The 19,452-nt window shown below is 44.7% G+C and carries 19 protein-coding genes and 1 other RNA gene; 8 read left to right on the top strand and 12 right to left on the bottom strand.

Annotated elements, in window-relative coordinates; all coding sequences use genetic code 11:
- Positions 1-13 precede the first annotated feature (13 nt).
- A complete protein-coding gene (locus TQ33_RS00645) occupies positions 14-493 on the top strand; it encodes a hypothetical protein (protein ID WP_046560348.1) in 480 nt (159 codons plus the stop codon).
- Here TQ33_RS00645 and TQ33_RS00640 read toward each other — a convergent pair.
- The 7 genes from TQ33_RS00640 to TQ33_RS00610 all read right to left on the bottom strand — a co-directional run bounded on the left by TQ33_RS00640 (position 474) and on the right by TQ33_RS00610 (position 8,656).
- Positions 474-2,105, bottom strand: a complete 1,632-nt coding sequence (locus TQ33_RS00640) for an ABC transporter permease (protein WP_046562198.1) — start codon at positions 2,103-2,105, stop codon at positions 474-476. The genes TQ33_RS00645 and TQ33_RS00640 overlap by 20 nt on opposite strands.
- Positions 2,106-2,150: 45 nt before the next feature.
- The gene (locus TQ33_RS00635) at positions 2,151-3,242 is read right to left on the bottom strand and encodes a Fe(3+) ABC transporter substrate-binding protein (RefSeq protein ID WP_228640262.1); all 1,092 of its coding nucleotides are present in this window, start codon (positions 3,240-3,242) and stop codon (positions 2,151-2,153) included.
- Positions 3,243-3,353: 111 nt separating this feature from the next.
- Positions 3,354-4,562: a UbiH/UbiF/VisC/COQ6 family ubiquinone biosynthesis hydroxylase gene (locus TQ33_RS00630; protein WP_046560347.1), complete on the bottom strand. Its 1,209-nt coding sequence runs from the start codon at positions 4,560-4,562 to the stop codon at positions 3,354-3,356.
- 8 nt (positions 4,563-4,570) lie between these two features.
- Complete coding sequence (locus tag TQ33_RS00625) at positions 4,571-5,536, bottom strand: hypothetical protein (protein WP_046560346.1); 966 nt, start codon at positions 5,534-5,536, stop codon at positions 4,571-4,573.
- Entirely contained in the window at positions 5,526-6,749 is a 1,224-nt protein-coding gene (ubiH, locus tag TQ33_RS00620) for a 2-octaprenyl-6-methoxyphenyl hydroxylase (RefSeq protein ID WP_046560345.1), read from the bottom strand. The genes TQ33_RS00625 and ubiH overlap by 11 nt, the downstream gene beginning before the upstream one ends.
- Before the next feature lie 8 nt (positions 6,750-6,757).
- A complete protein-coding gene (gene pepP, locus TQ33_RS00615; protein WP_046560344.1) occupies positions 6,758-8,080 on the bottom strand; it encodes a Xaa-Pro aminopeptidase in 1,323 nt (440 codons plus the stop codon).
- A gap of 15 nt (positions 8,081-8,095) precedes the next feature.
- Positions 8,096-8,656: a UPF0149 family protein gene (locus tag TQ33_RS00610; protein WP_046562196.1), complete on the bottom strand. Its 561-nt coding sequence runs from the start codon at positions 8,654-8,656 to the stop codon at positions 8,096-8,098.
- 183 nt (positions 8,657-8,839) lie between these two features.
- Here TQ33_RS00610 and zapB point away from each other — a divergent pair, with 183 nt between their 5' ends.
- From zapB to rpiA, 6 genes are all read left to right on the top strand, one after another.
- Positions 8,840-9,064 carry a cell division protein ZapB gene (zapB, locus tag TQ33_RS00605; protein ID WP_228640249.1) on the top strand — a complete coding sequence of 75 codons (225 nt, stop codon included), beginning with the start codon at positions 8,840-8,842 and terminating at the stop codon, positions 9,062-9,064.
- Positions 9,065-9,190: 126 nt separating this feature from the next.
- The gene (locus TQ33_RS00600) at positions 9,191-9,532 is read left to right on the top strand and encodes a cell division protein ZapA (RefSeq protein WP_228640225.1); all 342 of its coding nucleotides are present in this window, start codon (positions 9,191-9,193) and stop codon (positions 9,530-9,532) included.
- Positions 9,533-9,546: 14 nt separating this feature from the next.
- Positions 9,547-9,726: non-coding RNA, 6S RNA (gene ssrS / locus TQ33_RS11730), on the top strand.
- Entirely contained in the window at positions 9,726-10,322 is a 597-nt protein-coding gene (locus TQ33_RS00595; RefSeq protein ID WP_046560343.1) for a 5-formyltetrahydrofolate cyclo-ligase, read from the top strand. The genes ssrS and TQ33_RS00595 overlap by 1 nt, the downstream gene beginning before the upstream one ends.
- An 89-nt stretch (positions 10,323-10,411) precedes the next feature.
- Positions 10,412-10,882 carry an EVE domain-containing protein gene (locus TQ33_RS00590; RefSeq protein ID WP_046560342.1) on the top strand — a complete coding sequence of 157 codons (471 nt, stop codon included), beginning with the start codon at positions 10,412-10,414 and terminating at the stop codon, positions 10,880-10,882.
- On the top strand, positions 10,879-11,538 hold the full coding sequence (gene rpiA, locus TQ33_RS00585) for a ribose-5-phosphate isomerase RpiA (protein ID WP_046560341.1): 660 nt from the start codon (positions 10,879-10,881) through the stop codon (positions 11,536-11,538). The genes TQ33_RS00590 and rpiA overlap by 4 nt, the downstream gene beginning before the upstream one ends.
- 82 nt (positions 11,539-11,620) lie before the next feature.
- Here rpiA and prsR read toward each other — a convergent pair whose 3' ends face one another.
- From prsR to TQ33_RS00570, 3 genes are all read right to left on the bottom strand, one after another.
- Positions 11,621-12,973: a PEP-CTERM-box response regulator transcription factor gene (gene prsR, locus TQ33_RS00580; protein ID WP_046560340.1), complete on the bottom strand. Its 1,353-nt coding sequence runs from the start codon at positions 12,971-12,973 to the stop codon at positions 11,621-11,623.
- Positions 12,960-14,966 (bottom strand): XrtA/PEP-CTERM system histidine kinase PrsK, encoded by a 2,007-nt coding sequence (gene prsK / locus TQ33_RS00575; protein WP_046560339.1) that lies wholly within the window; start codon positions 14,964-14,966, stop codon positions 12,960-12,962. Before prsK ends, prsR begins: the two co-directional genes overlap by 14 nt.
- 112 nt (positions 14,967-15,078) lie before the next feature.
- Entirely contained in the window at positions 15,079-15,342 is a 264-nt protein-coding gene (locus tag TQ33_RS00570) for an acyl carrier protein (protein WP_046560338.1), read from the bottom strand.
- 228 nt (positions 15,343-15,570) lie between these two features.
- Between TQ33_RS00570 and serA the strand changes: the two genes are divergently transcribed.
- A complete protein-coding gene (serA, locus tag TQ33_RS00565; protein WP_046560337.1) occupies positions 15,571-16,803 on the top strand; it encodes a phosphoglycerate dehydrogenase in 1,233 nt (410 codons plus the stop codon).
- A gap of 50 nt (positions 16,804-16,853) precedes the next feature.
- On the opposite strand, the gene TQ33_RS00560 is transcribed toward serA, so the two are convergent.
- Positions 16,854-18,167 (bottom strand): response regulator, encoded by a 1,314-nt coding sequence (locus tag TQ33_RS00560; protein ID WP_046560336.1) that lies wholly within the window; start codon positions 18,165-18,167, stop codon positions 16,854-16,856.
- A 220-nt stretch (positions 18,168-18,387) separates the two neighbouring features.
- Complete coding sequence (gene fba / locus TQ33_RS00555) at positions 18,388-19,452, bottom strand: class II fructose-bisphosphate aldolase (RefSeq protein WP_046560335.1); 1,065 nt, start codon at positions 19,450-19,452, stop codon at positions 18,388-18,390.

Here is a 19,452-nt window from a genome sequence, read left to right as displayed (position 1 = left end):
AGGAATAATAATCATGAAAATTACAGTTTTAGGAGTAGCAGCACTCGTATCAATCGCTTCATGCAGCTCATTCATAGAAAAAAAACAACTGAGCTCTGAAATTCAATACATTAACTATCAAGATGGTCAGCTCACCAAGTCGGAGCCTATGTGGGAGCAAGTTAGCCAAGAAAATGGCAAAGTTCAGGTGAATGTAGTTACATCTGGCTTCAAATTTACACCGTCATGTTTCACCATGTTAATTGGAGTCAACCAGAATGGTGAAACCGAAGAAATGGCCGTTCCTCACCACTTTGGAGATAAGCAACAATTATTTGCTAATGCTAAGAAATTTCGCTCACTGGAGTGGAAGCCAACTAAGCACAACCCAACCAAATCAGCAGCGGTAGTAGAAATTAAGACTTACTCATACACCGATGACAAAGACCAGCAACCGCCTATAGGCTATTTAGAGAACTGTTCCGAATACCTTCCTAAAGATCACTCTTTTTGATCAGTAAAATGACCGGAATAACACCCACAGCGACCAACATAATCGCAGGTAATGAGGTCAGTTCCCACTGGCCTTCAGCGCTGAGTTCGTAGATCCGTACCGCTAAGGTGTCCCAGCCATAGGTACGCAATATCAGGGTCGCTGGCATTTCTTTCATAACTTCAACAAAGACCAACAAGAGCGCAGTAAAAACGCCTGGCCGTAGTAATGGTATATAAACTCTGAACAATCTCTCGCGCTTTCCCGCGCCGAGAATACCGGCTGTTTCAACCACGCTTGGCTTAATTTGGCCCATGGAACTGGCTAATGGCCCATAGCCGATTCTTAAGAAGCGAATGACGTAAGCCAACAATAGCGCGAACAAACCTGTCGCCAGCCACTGACTTTGATCATCCATGATGTCAGCGATCCAGCTATCAATACCGTTTAGTGCCATCATGATGCCTACCGCCAAAACCGTACCGGGCATAGCATAGCCCAACTGCGAGAATTCAATCATAAAGCTTCTCGACTTGGTTTGCTTTTGGCGTTGAGCCCACACCATAATACTGGCAACGAGCAAGGTAATCGTTGCTGCCAATATTGCCAACAAGACGGTATTGAGCAATAAATCAATGGTTCCTTCTGTGTGCTGATCAAAACTACTAACTACCCAGTACAGTAGCTGAGTTACGGGTAAAATAAAGCCTAGAACGAACACAGACCATGCGCCAACCTGCGCCAAAACTCCCCAAAGACCCGTTAGCCGTTGGCGATACTGCTTCAGCGCTGCTCCAGATTGTTCATAACGCCCCTTACCACGCCCCCACTTTTCCGCGATGACCGCCATGCTGACAAACAATAGCAATAAGCAAGCCAGCTGGGCGGCGGTGCCATGGCTGTAGAAGCCATACCACGATTTATAGACTGCTGTAGTGAAGGTGTTGTAATTAAAGATACTAACCGCACCAAAGTCGGCCAAGGTTTCCATCAGCACTAAGGCCAAGCCGGCGACCCAGGCTGGTCGGGTTAACGGTATAACCAAGCGCCAAAAAGCCGCGGCTTTGCTGTAACCTAAGGTTCGCGCACTTTCATAACTGGAGCGCCCTTTACGCTGTAAAGCACTGCGCATCAGAAGGTACACATAAGGGTATAGCGACAAGGTAAAAACCAACCCTACTCCCAACGGGTTACGCATATCAGGTAGCCATTCAATACCTAGACCTATAGAGAATAGAAACTGTTGTAATGGACCACCAAAATCGGTAAAGCCAAGTAATACAAAGGCTAAAATATAGGGTGGAATGGCCAGAGGCAGCATCAAACCCCACTGTAAAATACTCCTGCCGGGGAAGTCATACATCACGACCAGCCAAGCTAGGCTAACACCAAGAATAAAACTGGCCGAACCGACCAAAGCGATAAGAATTAAGGTATTCGAGAAGAGTTCCGGTAACTCCGTTTGCCATAGATGCGACCATAACTCCCCCTCGACCTGCCCCCAAGACGCAAGCAGCGGTATCAAGGGCATAATACAAATAGCAAAGACAGCTGATAATAATACAGCCGGCAACCAAGCGCCCATACGCTGACGCCAGCGGTAAACGCTGGCGTCAGTTGTACTTGAATTCAATGTATCTTTTTTTAGCAAGTCTAAACTTTTTGTATGAGTCGTGGTTTATTTATAACCTGCTCTATCCATCACTTTGACGGCTTGTGGCTGAAGCTCACCAGCTTTAGATAAGTTGATATCGTCGGCTTTAAAACTTCCCCAAGCTTCCACTTCTGGAACAGGTTTAATCTCTGAGTTCGCAGGGTATTCCATATTATGGCCCGCGTACATTTGTTGCGCTTCAGCGCTTGAAAGCCATTCTAACAGCTTTGTTGCATTTTCGACATTAGAAGAGTGCTTCGTAATGCCTGCACCAGAAATATTCACGTGTACACCTGACGTATCTTGGTTAGGCCAGAATAAGGCTAGAGGAATCTCTGGGTTCTCTTTTTCTAGACGACCGAAGTAGTAAGTGTTCACAATACCAACGTCACAAGCACCCGCTTCGATAGCATTCATCACTTTAGTATCGTTCGAGAATGGAGCCGTCGCTAAGTTACCGACCCAACCTTCAACAATTTGCTGAGCTTTTTCTTCACCATGACGTGCGATCAGCATGGCTACCAGCGATTGATTGTAAACTTTCTTAGAAGTTCTTAGGCACAAACGGCCTTTCCACTGTTCATCACCCAGCGCTTCGTAAGTGGTTAATTCCTCAGGGTTTACACGATCTTTACTATAAACGATCGTACGCGCACGAACCGTTAAGCCATACCACTCATTATTCGGATCTTGCAGACTCTCTGGAATATTATTTTCAAGCACGTCAGACTCAATCGGCTGTAAGATGTCTTCCTGAGTCGCTTGCCATAAGTTACCGGCATCAACCGTCATCAAAATATCGGCTGGTGAACGCTCGCCCTCAGCTTTCAGCCGACTGATCAATGGCGCAGCACCATCGGTAATGTAAACCACTGGAATCCCCGTTTCTTGCGTAAACTGCTCGAAGAAAGGTTTGATCAAGTGTTCTTTGCGTGACGAGTAGACCACGATCTCTTTTTGCTCATTGGCTGACTTTTCAGCAGCTGGAGATTTTGTCTCAGCAACGTTTTGCTCTTCACCAGCAGTTTGTTTGTCCTGCTCAGAGTTATCACAAGCAGTCAGTGTTAATGCCGATCCAACTGCTAGCGCCACAAGCCAATTATTCATTGTTTTCATTTAAAATATCCTGGGAGTTTCCCGTAGAATTGTAATGCACAAATGATAATTATTATCATTTGTCATTTCAAGCAGAGTTTTATGACAATTTCTATAGATAGAGTGCTTTGTTCAAAGCCCCATCGCCTTGCGAATCAGCTTTTGTTTAAGGACAGGATGTTTATCTGTTACGGCCAGACCATAGCTTCGTGCCATCTGTACCGCTGGTATATCTTTCTCAAACAATCGCTTAAAGCCCTGCATCGCCAACTGCATTGCCTTAGTTTCAGACTTGCGGGCACGTTCAAAAGGTCTCAATCGATGCTTTAAACCAATATCAGCACCCTTCTTCAGCGACACGTCAATGGCCTTAGCTAACGCCAAAGCATCTGAAAAACCCAGATTCACACCTTGACCTGCAAGTGGATGAATCGTGTGTGCAGCATCGCCGATTAAGGCTAGCCTATGCTGTGCCATCCTATCCGCCGTTCGTTCAAACAATGGAAAGGCAACGGGTGTACTCTGTACCTCAACTTGACCTAAGGTTGATTCAAAAGTTTGCGTGAGTCGCTTGGCAAAAGCTGAACGCTCTAAAGACAGTAACTCTTCGGCAAAAGACTCATCTACCGACCACACAATCGAGCATAATGATGAATCACGCAAGGGTAAAAACGCTAAGGGACCGTGGTGATCGAAACGCTGCCAAGCGGTTTGCAGGTGCGACTTTTCTGTTTTAACGGTACATACAATCGCTTTATGTCCATACGCGTTTTGCTCTTGCCCAATGTCGCTGGCTTTACGTAACCATGAAAAAGCACCATCGGCAGCAACCAATAGCGAGGCCTTCATCCTCTTACCTGAGGCTAAGGTAAGTTCTGCATAATTGTCTTGGTAATCAACTGCCTGGCACTTCTCAGGACACAGCCAATCGATATGACGCTCTCTTTCAATTGACTGAAATAACGCACGCCTTAACACACGGTTTTCGATGATATGCCCTAAATTAGGCTCGGCGATCAAATTCGCATCAAACTCAATCTTGCCGCTGGACGACTCACCATCCCACACAAACATCCGTTGATAAGCGGACTTGTCATGGTCATCAATCAGCTGCCATGCCTCTATACTTTGAAATAATCGCTGACTGGCTCGTGTAATTGCGCTCACGCGTGAGTCAACCGTCCCATTTTCCCACTCAAGATCCACAGGCTTAGGGTCAATCACCGCGACCCGAAGATCCAGCTGCGCTAACTTTGCCGTTAGCGCCAAGCCCACCATGCCACCACCAACAACGATGACGTCATAGTCTAATGTGACTTGTCGATTACTTGAAACCGTCATTTATTTCCTTATTGTTCCTCAAAACACGCTTTAAAGGCAGTCATTGGATCTTCCCCTTTTTCCAAAACATAAGTCAATAACTCTGGAATCGGGGGGTATTTTCGTTCACTAATTCCTAACTGCTGTCTTTGGCTTTCGATGTTATCAATCAACGCTTCAGTATTTTTCTCTATCGTTTCCTGATCGAACTCATGCTCTAATTCAGGCAACATATGTTCAGTGAGCTTACTGCCTAACTCATCCCCTAAGCGTCCCGACACTTTCTGCCACGCGGAATATTCCAGTTCTAATGCTTTGAGCCTTTCAGGATCCGCTTGATCATCGTCCTTTCGTTTCTCTTGATAAATCTGAGTAGTGATATAAGACGATTTGCACATTACCAGCGCAGTGTATCCATCGGCGATCGCGCGATCGCAATAAGGTTGTGCCCGCGCCATACTCTCTAAATCACCCTTTAGGTATAAACGATAGGCTAACCGAACATTAGCCATAGAATCGCCAGCTTTAGCCATCTCTTCTAAATCGTCAATGTCGTAGTAATCATAATCTGACTGCTTCTTGATGCCCAAACTCCCCTGAGAATACTCGGTCTCAAAATAGCCACGAGAGAAAGCCCACGTTTTGACTTCCGTCATAAACTTGTCCGACTCGTATGAATCGCCCTTGGGGTACCAGTCGTCATAATGATCAATCAATTGGCACAATTCCTCATCAGGCTTTTGCTCATCGTCACCAGTCTTTACCGTCACTTGGCCCATACTGTCTTCAATGACAACCTCGGCCGGTGGCTCTTGCTGCTTATCATGTATTTCTTCTTCATGGTTATCGGTAACATCAACCGTGCGTGCAGGCTCACTTTGTCGCTGCTCAACCGGCTGCAAAGCAGTTGTATCATCGGACTGCCACAACTGATAAGCCACAATAGATAATGCAATGACAGCAGCCACTAAAATAGCGATAATTTTATTCGTCATTGGCTGCCAACTTACTGTTTTGAAAGTTAAAACCCATGGCTTGCTGTGCAAAAAAGTCTTTTGCTACTGGCATAATATCCAGCGCTTTCAGCATTAAATTTCTTGATATCGACATCGGAGCCCACGAATTAGCAAATAACCGCGCTAGGGATTCCGTAATCCACACGGTTTTACTTCTATCAGCATGTCGCTTGTGTTCGTAGTCTCTTAATACCTGATAAGCGCCATAATCATCACCCTCAACAGCTGCCAAACACTGGCTTAAATAAGCGATATCGCGCAAGCCCAGATTGAAACCCTGACCTGCGATCGGGTGCAATGACTGAGCAGCATTACCGATCACCACACAGCGCCCTCGAAATAAGGTTTCCGCTTGCTGTTGAATCAGCGGGAAAGTGAACCGCTTACCGACTTTAGTGATGCGTCCTAAGCGCGCTCCGAAATCATTTTCTAATGCTGTCGCAAACTCTTGCTCGGATAAAGCGAGATAGGACTCCACTTCATCATTAGGCTTTGACCAAACCAAAGCCATCCGATTATGAGTCAAAGGCAACATGGCCAAAGGTCCATCGGCAGTAAACCGTTCGTAGGCACAGCCTTGGTGCGCTTGCTGTGTGGCGACATTACAAACAATAGCAGAAGTTCCAAAGTCACGAATATCACTTTCAATGTGAAGACTGTTGCGTAAGGGTGAGCGTGCGCCATCCGCCAATACCACTAAAGATGCTTCGACAGTTACTTCGCCATCAGACGTCTCAATGGTTAACTGCGCTTTGTCGCTATCTTGTTCCAGCTGAAGTACTTTGGTCGGTGCAAACCAATCAATCAACGCCTGTTGTTCGATGTTTTTATGCAACACTTTACCCAGCTGCCAGTTTTCAACGACAGCACCGAGCTGCTCCATACCATGGTCTTTTGCTTTGAGGCGAGTAAAGCCTATATGGCTTTGCTCTGAAACATGGATGTGTTTGATCGGCTCTGCAACTCGCATAAAGTCATCACCGACCCCAAGGTTACGCAGAATATTTAATGACGCGGCTGAAAGAGCGACGGTGCGATCATCAAAGCTGGGTTGGCTTGGCATGTTAGCGGCATAAGCTTCAAACACCGCACAAGCAATACCTTGTCGCGCTAATGCCAAAGACAGGCTAGCGCCGGCCATTCCACCACCAACTATAACTACCGGATATGTATTGTTAGGTTTTGCCGTCATCGCTAGTGTTAACCCGCCATCAGGCGCTCAATCTCATCCCGAGCTTTCGGAACGTCTTTCGAAAGGATGTCATAACCTTTACTGGTGACTAGGATATCGTCTTCAATTCGTATCCCAATACCGCGCCATTTCTTTGCAATATTACTGCCATTAACACGAGTCATGTTCTGTGGAATATACAGCGCAGGTTCAACCGTTAACACCATTCCCGGTTCCAGTACCCTAGGTTCGCCATGCAGATGATAATCGCCGACATCATGCACGTCTAAGCCAAGCCAATGTCCGGTTTTGTGCATGTAAAACTCTCGGTAAACACCACGCTTTATTAAATCGTCTGGATCACCTTTAAGAATCTTTAATTCCACCAACCCCTTGGTCAGCACTTCCACCGCTTTATTATGAATATGATCCCAGTGATTGCCCGGTTTCACCATCTCAATAGCAGCCAACTGAGCTTCTAGAACCAGATCATATAAGGCAGCTTGCTCAGTACTGTATGTGCCATTCACAGGAATGGTTCGGCTAATATCTGAGGCATAATGCTCGAACTCACCACCAGCATCGACCAATAATAAGTCACCGTCTTTCAGCTCATCCGAATTTTCAATGTAATGTAGGATGTTGGCGTTTTCCCCAGAGGCGATAATCGATGGATATGCGGGATAACGGCAGCCACCCTTGGCGAAATGGTAGTGTAGCTCGGTTTCTAAGTCGCGTTCCGTTTTACCTGGAGCACAAGCCTTCATTAATTCTATATGCGCTTTTGCCGATGCTTTTGCCGCATGACGAATGCGTTGCACTTCTGGAGCTGACTTGACCAGTCGCATATCGTGCAGGTGGTGGCCAATATCAATCAACTCTCCGGGAGAGCCGGTTCGTTTAGCTGGTGAGGTCATGAGCTCACTGCGCCACTCCATGACTTTATGATCAAACTCCGAGTTGGCACCCAAAGCAAAATAGATCCGATCACGCCCTTCCATCAAGCCCGGCAAGATATCATCAATATCCTCAATAGGGAAAGCATCGTCTGCTCCCAGCTGCTCAATCGCACCATCCTGCCCCAAGCGTTTGCCATGCCAACGCTCTTGAGTAATATCTTTCTCACGATTAAACAGGATAAATTCGGCCTGCTTTCTCCCTGGAATAAGCACCATCACCGCTTCAGGCTCATTAAAACCGGTCAAATACCAAAAGTTATTGTCCTGACGGAACGGAAAGTTGACGTCATGACTGCGTACTTTTTCTTCGGCGGCGGGCAAAATAGCGATGGAGTTTGGCCCCATCCATTGCATTAACTTCTTGCGTCGGGCTGCAAAATTAATGGCTCTCATAGAATCCTTGTGTCGTTAATGTATTTGTTGCTGCTGTTCAGGATCGGGCATTGGCTCTGGCTGATTCGCTTGAAATAATAGCAAGGCCGACATTTTGATATGCTCACAAACTGTCATAAATGCTTTTTCCATTTCTTCATCAGGCTCTGACATCTCGAAGTCAATCTTGGCAATCTCGCCAATGTCCTCGAGCGCTTCTTTCGACTCGTCCTCAAGCTTTTTATCATCTTTCTGAGGCACCAAACCGTACCCTGTTAGGTACCCTTGGCACCATTCGCCCACAGCTTTAGCACGCTGCTCCAACGGCAAATCATCTTCGGGCTTCATCAAATCTATTGAGAAAGAGTCAGCCTGGTAATCTTTTTGGCAAAATGCAATCAACTGCTCAAGACCTTCTAAAGCAGGCTCAGGAAGTGGCTCGCCTGATGCAAGGAACTCACTCATGTGCTGTTGCCAGCGACCGCTTTCAATCACAAAACCATGCCCAAAAAGGCCATGAATCATGCCAGCAAGCTCCGATGGCGTTAAGTCAGGGAAAAAATCTTGGCACAGCTCTGATGCTTGTGTGTAATTCATAATAATCGTGCAATACATCTATAACATTTTGGCGTTAGTGTAACCCTTGTAAGCACTAAAACCCAGTTTCTCAAGTAAAGTTCCGTGATCTGCTTGGAAACAGTTGGCTTTAGCGTTGATTATTGATTGACCAGCCACATTCAGAACTTTATAGTATACTTTAACAAAATTGGGTAACTTGCTATGTCGGCTGACTATGACACTGGTACTATGACAAACAGTCAATTTGAACAGTTAGAAGAAAAAATTGACGCCTTACTGGCGCGCTTTAATACAATTGACACCGAAAACAAACAGCTTCGGCAGCAAGTCAATGAGCTTCGTATAGAAAAAGATCGGCTTCACAGCCGTAATGAATCTGCGCGTAAGCAAATTGACTTGATGATTTCGCGTTTAAAATCAATATAGTATCGCTACAACTCAAACAATAAACCGAGTTATAAGCTCGACAGTAGCCAGCGCTATAGCGACAAGTAACACACAATGATTGGGGACATCCTGTAAACCGTTTAACCCACAGGAAAATTAGAAGAGATGGCTGAATCCATGGCTAAATCCAAAGCTACTCCGGTGAATATCACCATACTGGGGAAAGAATTTCAGGTTGCGAGTCCAGAGGACGAGCACCAAACTTTGCTTCAAGCAGCGAACTTTCTAGATCAGCGTATGCGTGAAATACGTTCTTCTGGCAAGGTGCTAGGCTTGGAGCGCATTGCTGTCATGGCTGCACTAAACATCAGCTACGAACTTCTCAACTCTCCTACTCCCAGCTCCGAAGAAGCGTCTGAAGTCGAGCAGCGTATCCAGCTCATGCAAACTAAAATTGACGACGCGCTCAAAGAAAGCGAGCAAATAGGGCTGACGGACAACCCCTGATTTTGTTACAATGGCTCTGCCTGGACTGTTCGTCAGTAGCGAGCGTCCTCGAGCCGATAATTGTTATTTAGGGATTCCTCAATGCAGGTGTTGCGCAAGTCCGCTTAGATCGGAAAGCCTGATCCTGTACATGGACTCCCCCCTTGAAACTCCGGGTTTCAGGGCATCACCTACAACGGCAGTCTGGGTTTCTATGAACGAATTTGTTACACAAAAAAACTATATTCGTACTCGAATCAAGCATGAACGGCAAAGTCTCACATCGCCTTTTATGCAACGTTCTGCTATTGCCTTACTCGGTCATGTCTCACAATCTCAACTGATTGAAAACCATAACAATATTGCCTTCTATCTACCAGTTAGAGGTGAAATTAGCTGTATGCCGATCATTGAGTATGCTTTATCCCAAGGTAAAAAGTGTTTTGTCCCTAAAATTCGTGCCGGTCGTAAGCGCTCCATGTGGTTCTTGCCCTACGAAGGACGTGAATCCGTTGAAAAAGGTAGGTTTGGCATATTAGAACCCACAGCCAGCGCTAGCCGAGCCATTGCCACCAGTGAGTTAGAGTTAGTCTTTATGCCCCTAGTGGCCTTTGACAATACCGGCAACCGCCTCGGTATGGGGGGCGGCTATTATGACACAGTGTTTGGTAGCTTAAGTCCGCAAAAACGTCCCCAACTTATTGGTCTGGCTTATAATTTACAGAAAGTGCCTCAAGTGCCGGCAGAAAAGTGGGACCTAAAAATGGATGGCGTGATCACACCTAACCACTACCACCGTTTTACCGAATAGCACCAACTCCAATCCATCAGCTTACGCCCTAACAATTTTTCCTAGCTTGTTTTATACTTGCACCATCAACTTTCTAACACACAAATATTATGGCCTATTGGTTAATGAAATCTGAGCCGGATGTTTTCGGCATCGAACACCTTAAAGCCCTTCCTAAAAAAACCGATCATTGGGACGGCGTCCGTAATTATCAGGCAAGAAATATGATGCGTGATGATATGAAGGTTGGCGATCAAGTCTTTTTTTACCATTCAAATTGTAAGCCACCAGCGATTGTTGGCATTATGGAAGTGACCAAAGAAGGTTATGTGGATCACACGGCTTTCGATCCTGATGAAAAGTATTACGATCCTAAAAGCAATCCTGACAAGCCTCGTTGGTACATGGTTGATGTCACACACGTGCGCGATTTAAAGCGAGAAATCCCACTGGATGAACTCAAATCTTACCCAGAGCTTGCTAATATGCGTTTGGTGCAAAAAGGTAATCGACTATCCATCATGCCGGTCGAAAAAGACGAGTGGGACTTTATTTTAAGTATTGAGGATGACAAAGCATGACTCAGGACGAATTAAAGGCGTTAGTTGGCCAAGCTGCCGTCGACTATGTGGTTGAGGGTAGTATCGTTGGCGTAGGAACAGGCTCAACTGTTAATTACTTCATCGACGAATTAGCCAAAATCAAACATAAAATTGAAGGTGCTGTCTCTAGCTCCGAAGCATCGACTGAGCGCCTCAAGGCTCACGGTATTGAAGTCTTTGAGCTTAACGATGTTGATCGCATCCCCGTCTACGTTGATGGCGCTGATGAGTCGAACCATTTGTTAGAGTTAATTAAAGGCGGTGGTGGCGCATTAACACGCGAAAAAATTATTGCCGCTGTGGCAGAGAAGTTCGTTTGCATCGCTGACGAATCAAAGTTAGTCCGTCGCTTGGGGGAATTCCCGCTACCTGTTGAAGTCATACCTATGGCTCGTAGCTATGTTGCCCGTGAAATTGTTAAGCTTGGTGGCGATCCTGTCTACCGAGCAGGCTTCACAACGGATAATGGCAACGTCATTTTGGATGTCCATGGCTTAGAAATCAATGAACCGATCAAGTTAGAGCGTATTCTTAACAATATAGTCGGCGTCGTCACCAATGGTTTATTTGCAGAAAGAGCAGCTGATGTATTGTTGCTTGGCAAGCAAGACTCGGTCGAGACCCTGACACGATAAAATACACGACTCAAGTCCCACTACTATAGTGGGACTTTTTTGTTCTCATCTTTTGCTACTGACTGTTTCGTCTAACTGTTTACTAACTATGGATACTATACTTATCCATCAAGCTATAAAGCGTCGGTCTGGTTAATCCCAGCAACTTAGCTGCTTGAGAAATATTACCGTCGGCCAACACAATCGCACGTTGAATAGCTCGAGTTTCGGCAGCTTCACGCACTTGCCTTAGGTTCAAAGGCATCTCACGCAATTGCGACTCATCAATTTGTAAGTCTTCTGGTGAAATCTGAGTATTTTCAGACATCACGACGGCACTTTTAATTTTGTTTTCTAGTTCTCGCACATTACCTGGCCATGAATAGGCTTCCATGGCTTGTACCGCGGCTTTAGTAAACCCTTTGATGTTGCGCCCAAACTGCTGGTTAAATTTATTCAGCATGGTTCGAGCAATTAATACCACGTCACCATCGCGCTCGGATAACGGTGGAATGCTGATATTGATTTCGTTCAGCTTGTAATATAAATCTTCTCGGAACTTACCTTCTTGGACTTGCTGTTCCAGTTGGCTATTGGCAGAACAAATCACCCTTAAAGTAACAGAGGTTGCCTCCCTACTTCCAACACGCTCAACCACTCCATCCGTCAAGACACGCATAAACTTTGCCTGTAATGACATGGGCATCATTCCCACCTCATCCAAAAACAAGGTTCCTTCATTGGCTTCTTCTATCTTGCCTAAACTGCTTGATTGCCCCTGATTAAAACCTGCCGCATCATATCCAAACAACTCCGTTTCCAGTAGGTTTTCAGGGATTGCTGCACAATTCAGATATGCAAATGGCTTGGATTCTTTTTTACTCAAGTGATGGACGGCACGGCCGAGGACTTCCTTACCCGTACCACTGTCGCCTTCCAACATCACATTAAGATCGGTCGGCGCAACTTTTTCTATCTTCTGACACACCGCTAACATTTTAGGGCTTGTAGCGACAATCCCGTGGAAGCGCATATTTTCGTTACGACGATGGATGCGACTTTCTTCTTCTAAATTTGCCAGTTCGAAAGCACGATTAATGATCAGCTTTAATTCGTCTGGTTGAATTGGCTTTTGGTAATAGTCATAAGCACCAAGCTCCACAGCTTTCATCGCGACTTCGCGCTCATCATTCCCTGTCACCACAATAATCTTACTGGATGGTGAAAGCTTCAGAATTTCCTCCATGAGCTCAAGTCCGGCGCTAGCATTGGCGGGATCCGGCGGTAAACCTAAATCAAGCGTCACGACTTTCGGTTGGAAGCGCCTTAACTCAACTAACGATGATTCTTTGTCTTCCGCCAGCACCACATGGTACTCATCCAGCGACCACTTGAGCTGTTTCTGTAAGCCTTTGTCATCTTCAATGACTAATAATTCTGGTTTATTCTGTGCCATATTCCCCATCCCTCTCTCCCTCTGGAGAGGCTAAAATCGCGATACAATGCGTACCTTGATTAACTTCACTATGAATAATTAAATCACCACCAAAGCTTTGTAGCAAATAGCGGCACTGGTATACCCCAATACCAATACCCGCATTCCCCTTGGTTGTCGCGAATGGTTTAAACAATTGCTTTCGCATAAATTCGCTATCCATGCCAGTTCCTTGGTCATAAATATGCCAATGAACTTGCTCACCTTTAAGCTCTATATGGTGCATGACCGAGCTGTTTTTATCACTTGCTTCTAAACCATTTTGGTGTAAATGCTGAATAACATTAAGCAAGGCATCCTTTTCAGCAATAACCTTTACCTCAGGGACCTTGCCTGTCCAGTTCAGCCTTTCTGCACTCTTCTTAAATTTCTCTACAAGGACTTTTAAGTCGCAAACTTTCTTCAAATCAGATGCCGAACGCCCTCGTTTCAATTGAGTTAACATTTTATTCAGTCGATTCGTGGCGCTTGTTACTGTTTCGAAAGCATCATCAACAAACTCTTGGTTTTGGCGGTAACGCTCAGCATTATGAGTAATCAACTCCAATTGCGCGGTAACATTTTTAATATCATGCACCACGAAAGCTGATAAGCGGTTAAACGCATCAAAGTGTTGTTGCTCATAAATCTGAGTAGTTGCCTCAAACATGGCTAAATAACTCGCCATCTGGAGTCCTGCGGCTTTTAGCAAATCATGATCTTCCCAATTAAGAATCGGTTTACTATAACTCGCAGCCAAGCCTACGATTCCAATCAACTCATCATTTCGTCGGAGCGGTATAAAGATACGATGATTTCTAAACAGTTCCTCGCTTAAGTCGATGCTCAAACCGCGGTAAATATCCGAGTCTTTTTGATACTCCTGAATATCGATCACCCAGTTTGTTTTATCCATGAAGTCACTTAACGATCGAGGCAGTTGATAGCTCATATCATCGGATAATGGCGACTCCCAGTTATCCACATAAGCAAAGCTATCGTTACGCAAGCTCCATAATTTTCCAGCTGGACTATCAATAATATTCCCTATTGCCTTAATCGATAACTGATAATAATTACCTGTAACGTTGGCTTCATCCAGAGCACGGTTAAAGCGAATCCAGCTTTCTCGGTAGTCGTACTTATAGGCCGAGAATAGTTTCCGATAGAGAATGGTTAATTGTCCGAAGAAGCGTTTTTTGTAAGACAGAACCATGAAACCAACGCCCGATGTCAGCAAAAAGGCCAGCGCTAACTCGGTATTACGCGTCATCACTTCTATCAGAATATACCCCACCACCGCGATCCAGCAGTAGATGGCAAAAATATTCAGTCCACTCTCTGGCCGATAGCGCGGCAGAGCTTCATTAAGTTGGAATCGGCTGTGCTCAATACCTTGTAAGTGGATAATACTAAAACTGATAGCTAAGGAGGTCACGATTGAGCGTGAAATATCTAATACTTCGGGCGTACCAGACTCGTCTAGCATGAAAACCAACATGCAGAATAGATCCCACACTAATATAAAACCGATAGCACCAGCCAGAGTAGCGATTTCACGACGATAGGTTTCTGCAAATTGATTGCCCGCGATTTCAACCAGATGCAACAATAACAGTAGTATTAACCCGGCAAACCCCGGGTTAATTAATATGGATAAAGAACCTAAATCTTGAAATTGAATAAAAAGCCATAAGGCCAGAACCAAAAGAACCGCACTGTTAACCCATACATTAGGGCGGGCAAACTTCCACATAAACATGGCAAGCGTGCAGAAAAACCCAAATAAGCGCAACCATTCGAGTAACCAGAAGGGTAAGTGGTACGCATCCTCCAGTAATTTAGCGCCACTCCAGACAGCTAAAGTGAGCGCCACCACAATCAATGGCCAGAACAGCGCAATACGCCGCCAGCGCACCAGCGTCATTACTAAAAGATATATAGCCAGAACGATACTGGCAATGAAACCTGCCATGGCAAACTATTGATTTGAATGAGTCTTTGTTATAAAAGAATTGAGCTTAAAGATCCACTCTTTAAGCCTTAAAAATCAATAATATAGTATTTAAATGAAGGGGTAGAAAAGGTTATATCGCCGTCGCGGCTTGCTGTATTTCAACAAATTCAGTAAGGGATTGAACCGTTTCGAAAACATCTCCTGACAATTCATCATCAGGGATCTCAATACCGAAATCTTCCTCGATTTGCATCAGAATGGATACGATCGCCATAGAATCAAACTCAGGCAAATTGCCAATAAGCTGAGTCTCTGCGGATAATTCATCAGCAGACAGCGATAAGGTATCGCTTAATAACTCAATCATTTTATTGATATTCACTTCGTATGCCATACGGCAACTCTCCTCAAGGCAATCATAGAACCTTAAAACAACAAAACTTAGCCTTTAGGGGCTAAGTGGCGGCAAATTGTAGCAAAAACAACCACTACAAACACCTTTTTTGTCATTCAAACGTAATAATTTACAGAAACACTTTCTATCGCTTTTTTCTTTTGCTTAAATAAACTGATTAGACCAATGACTACAGTCAACCGAGAAGGAACGCACTCGCGAATCGCCATGGCTACAAATACGTCTTATGACAAACAACATTTAAAAGTATTGCTACTCGAAGGAGTACACCCTGTTGCGGAAGAGATATTCCGCCGTGACGGTTATGACAACGTGACCTACCACAAAACGGCTCTTTCTGAACCGGAATTATTAGAGACCATTGGTGAGTATCATTTCATCGGTATTCGCTCTCGAAGCCAACTAAGTGAAAAGGTTCTGGCCGCCGCCAACAAACTTGTCGGTATTGGTTGCTTCTGTATTGGTACCAACCAGGTCAACCTAGACGCAGCCCAAAACAAGGGCATCCCTGTATTTAACGCGCCTTATTCCAATACTCGAAGCGTCGCCGAACTGGTTTTGGGTGAAATGATCATGCTGCTACGCGGTATTCCAGCAAAAAATGCCGCTGCTCACCGCGGTGAATGGCACAAAAGCGCTGCACAATCTAACGAAGCTCGCGGAAAAACTCTGGGGATAATCGGTTACGGGCACATCGGTACGCAATTAGGGATTCTAGCCGAAGGCATCGGCATGAAGGTTCGTTTCTTTGATATCGAGAACAAGCTGACTCTTGGCAACGCCGAACAGGTTGTTGAGCTCAATAAACTATTAGCGGAATCCGACGTCATTAGCTTGCATGTACCTGAAACCCCACAAACCAAAGGCATGATGGGCAACGCTCAAATTGCCAAAATGAAGCAAGATAGTATCCTCATAAATGCCTCACGTGGTACCGTGGTTGATATTGATGCTTTAGCTCAAGCGCTGCAAGACAAACGCTTAGCTGGAGCCGCCATTGATGTATTCCCGACAGAACCAAAGTCTAATGATGAAGAGTTTGTCTCGCCGTTACGCCAATTTGATAACGTGATTTTAACCCCTCATATTGGCGGAAGCACACAAGAAGCCCAAGAAAATATCGCGGTTGAAGTCGCCGATAAACTAGTTAAGTACAGTAATAACGGCTCGACTATGTCAGCGGTCAATTTCCCTCAAGTATCACTACCCGAACATGACAACCGACATCGCATTCTCCATATTCACCATAACCGTCCAGGTGTCCTTACCCAAATTAACCAAATTTTGTCTGAGAATAACGTTAATATTTCAGGACAGTATCTACAGACTCAGGGTGATCTGGGTTACGTGGTTACCGATATTGAAGATGGTTCAAGTCAAACAGCACTGGACAAAATGCGTGAAATTGAAGGCACTATACGAGCAAGAATCTTGTATTAAATATCTTTGCCGCTACTCGCTCAGGTAGCGGCATCTTTATTTAACGTTCCTTAATTTAGCTGAAAGTACACCGTATCAGTAACGCCAGTGATTCTTTCATCATTTTCAACCAGTTGCCTTAGCACAATCTCTTTGTCGTTTTTATATTCATGGCATTGATTGGTATTATCCATCCAGCTTAGTGGCTTCTGAACTAAGGCGTATCCTTGTAACTCAGTATAACCTAAAGTATTTTGCCCCACCTTTAGCACTACCCCAGGAACTGCATTAGCATACACGGCACCATTACAGCCTGGTTCAATGTAGTAACGCTTGATATTATTATCAGCTACTCTTCCTTGTGGGGTTATCATAAATAAATACCCGTAGGCACTCTTTGCGGTTAATCGGTTGCCCTCAGCTTCAATACTAATCAATTTACCGACTATTCCCTGCTCACTATAAATTCCGCTATTGTGTGTCTCAAGAGTACTCTCATTGTCGGCATTGTTTTTTTCAGCCACTAAGTTTTCTACCGCTAATGACTGTTGATCGATTTTATTACTCAAGCGTTTTTCACCAGCGGCACTTTCTACTGAGAGCTCTGCAATTTTTTGCTGTAAACGCCACTGCTCAGCTGCTAGAGAAGTCGTTTGGTATAATAGCCAAATAATCCCTGCCGTTAAAACGAATAGCAGTACAATAAAAACCGTACTAATGAATCGATACTGCTTAAACGATGTGGTAAATAGTTGTTTTAGGTAATCCGTTTGACCTTTGACTTCTTGCAAAACCTGTTGCTGTTTGTCGCTTTTAGCAATCTCATCCAACATCCGTTTGCCGTAATGAATAGTGTCTCGGCGCAAATCATCAGTGGCTTTACGCACTTTATTGGACAGCTGGGGTGAAAATTCATTTTCCAGAAAAGACTCCAACCACACACGTAACTTTTCGTCTGCAGTTGGTTGGAGAATATCGTTCTCAACTTGTTCAGCAGACACATTCCCCGAAATAGCACCCCACAGGTTAAGTTTTAACAAAGCCTCTTCCACTTCTTCAGAAGAAAGCTCTTTTGGCAAAACCCCTACGGCACCTAGTGCTTTAACTTCTTGATGGTATTTCTCACCGCTTCTCGCAGTAAACATCATGACAGGAATATCATCGGTTTTAGAGCTTTCCTTCAACTCCTTGATAGTTTCAAATCCATCTTTCCCTGGCATCGCCTGATCCAAAAAGATAACGTCCACCACATTATCCTTAAGGTAAACTATAGCTTCGTCGCCTGACTTAGCATGAATACTTTGAATATCATAGTTTGATAAAACGCGCGCTAGAACCATAAACGCCGTTCTAGAATCATCCACAATTAATGCTTTCTTAGACATATCTACCCCCATAGATACAAGCTTCCCATTACTCCCTCCAGAGCGCTAAGTAAGATATCAGCTGATTAAATATTCACCAGAATTATTTATGCATACTATGGTGTGGGTCACGTAAAAAACGACAAATAAGGTGTGCTTTTCTTTATTGTTATGTTTTGCTTAGTTCAGATAATAAAAAAGGCCAGCAAATTGCTGGCCTTTTAGAACATCGACAATACGATTACTTAACGCGAGGATCTAGTTTTCCCGCTTTATAGTCAATCGCCATCTGTTCCATGTTGATTGGTTTGATCTTACCAGCGTTACCCGCTGTACCAAACGCCTCGTAACGTGCTTTACAAATCGCTTGCATCGCGTCTTGTGCTGCGCGGTTATATTTACGAGGGTCGAATTCTTTTGGGTTATGCTTCAAGAACTTACGCACCGCGCCTGTCGCTGCTAAGCGTAAATCTGTATCGATGTTGACTTTACGAACACCATGCTTAATGCCTTCTTGAATTTCTTCAACCGGCACACCGTAAGTTTCGCCCAAATCACCACCATACTCATTCACTACTGATAACCAATCTTGTGGTACTGACGAAGAACCATGCATTACAAGGTGCGTGTCAGGAATACGCTCGTGAATTTCTTTAACACGCTTTAAAGACAACACATCACCTGTTGGTGGACGCGTAAATTTGTAAGCGCCGTGGGAAGTACCGATAGCGATAGCAAGCGCATCAACGCCCGTATCTTTCACAAATTGTGCCGCTTCTTCTGGATCCGTTAATAGTTGCTCTTTGCTTAGAACACCTTCAGCGCCAGAACCATCTTCTTCGCCAGCCATGCCCGTTTCTAATGAACCCAGACAACCCAGCTCACCTTCAACTGACACACCGCAAGCATGTGCCATATCCACTGCTAACTTGGTTACACGAGCGTTATATTCGTAACTCGCTGGCGTTTTCATGTCTTCCTCAAGTGAACCATCCATCATAACTGATGAGAAGCCTAATTGAATCGACTGCTGACAAATCGCTGGAGAAGCACCGTGGTCTTGGTGCATACACACTGGAATATGCGGGAATTCTTCTATCGCCGCTAAAATCAGATGACGTAAGAAATTTGAACCTGCATATTTACGAGCACCTGCTGACGCTTGAACGATAACAGGACTATCAGTTTCATCCGCAGCCTGCATCACAGCACGCATTTGCTCAAGGTTATTCACGTTAAATGCCGGAATACCGTAATCATTTTCTGCTGCATGATCCAGTAATTGGCGTAATGTAATTAATGCCAT

The sequence above is a fragment of the Kangiella geojedonensis genome (assembly GCF_000981765.1).
Classification (GTDB): Bacteria; Pseudomonadota; Gammaproteobacteria; order Enterobacterales; family Kangiellaceae; genus Kangiella; species Kangiella geojedonensis.
The sequence above is the reverse complement of the archived record's forward strand: the minus strand, read 5'-3'. Positions and strand labels throughout refer to the sequence as shown.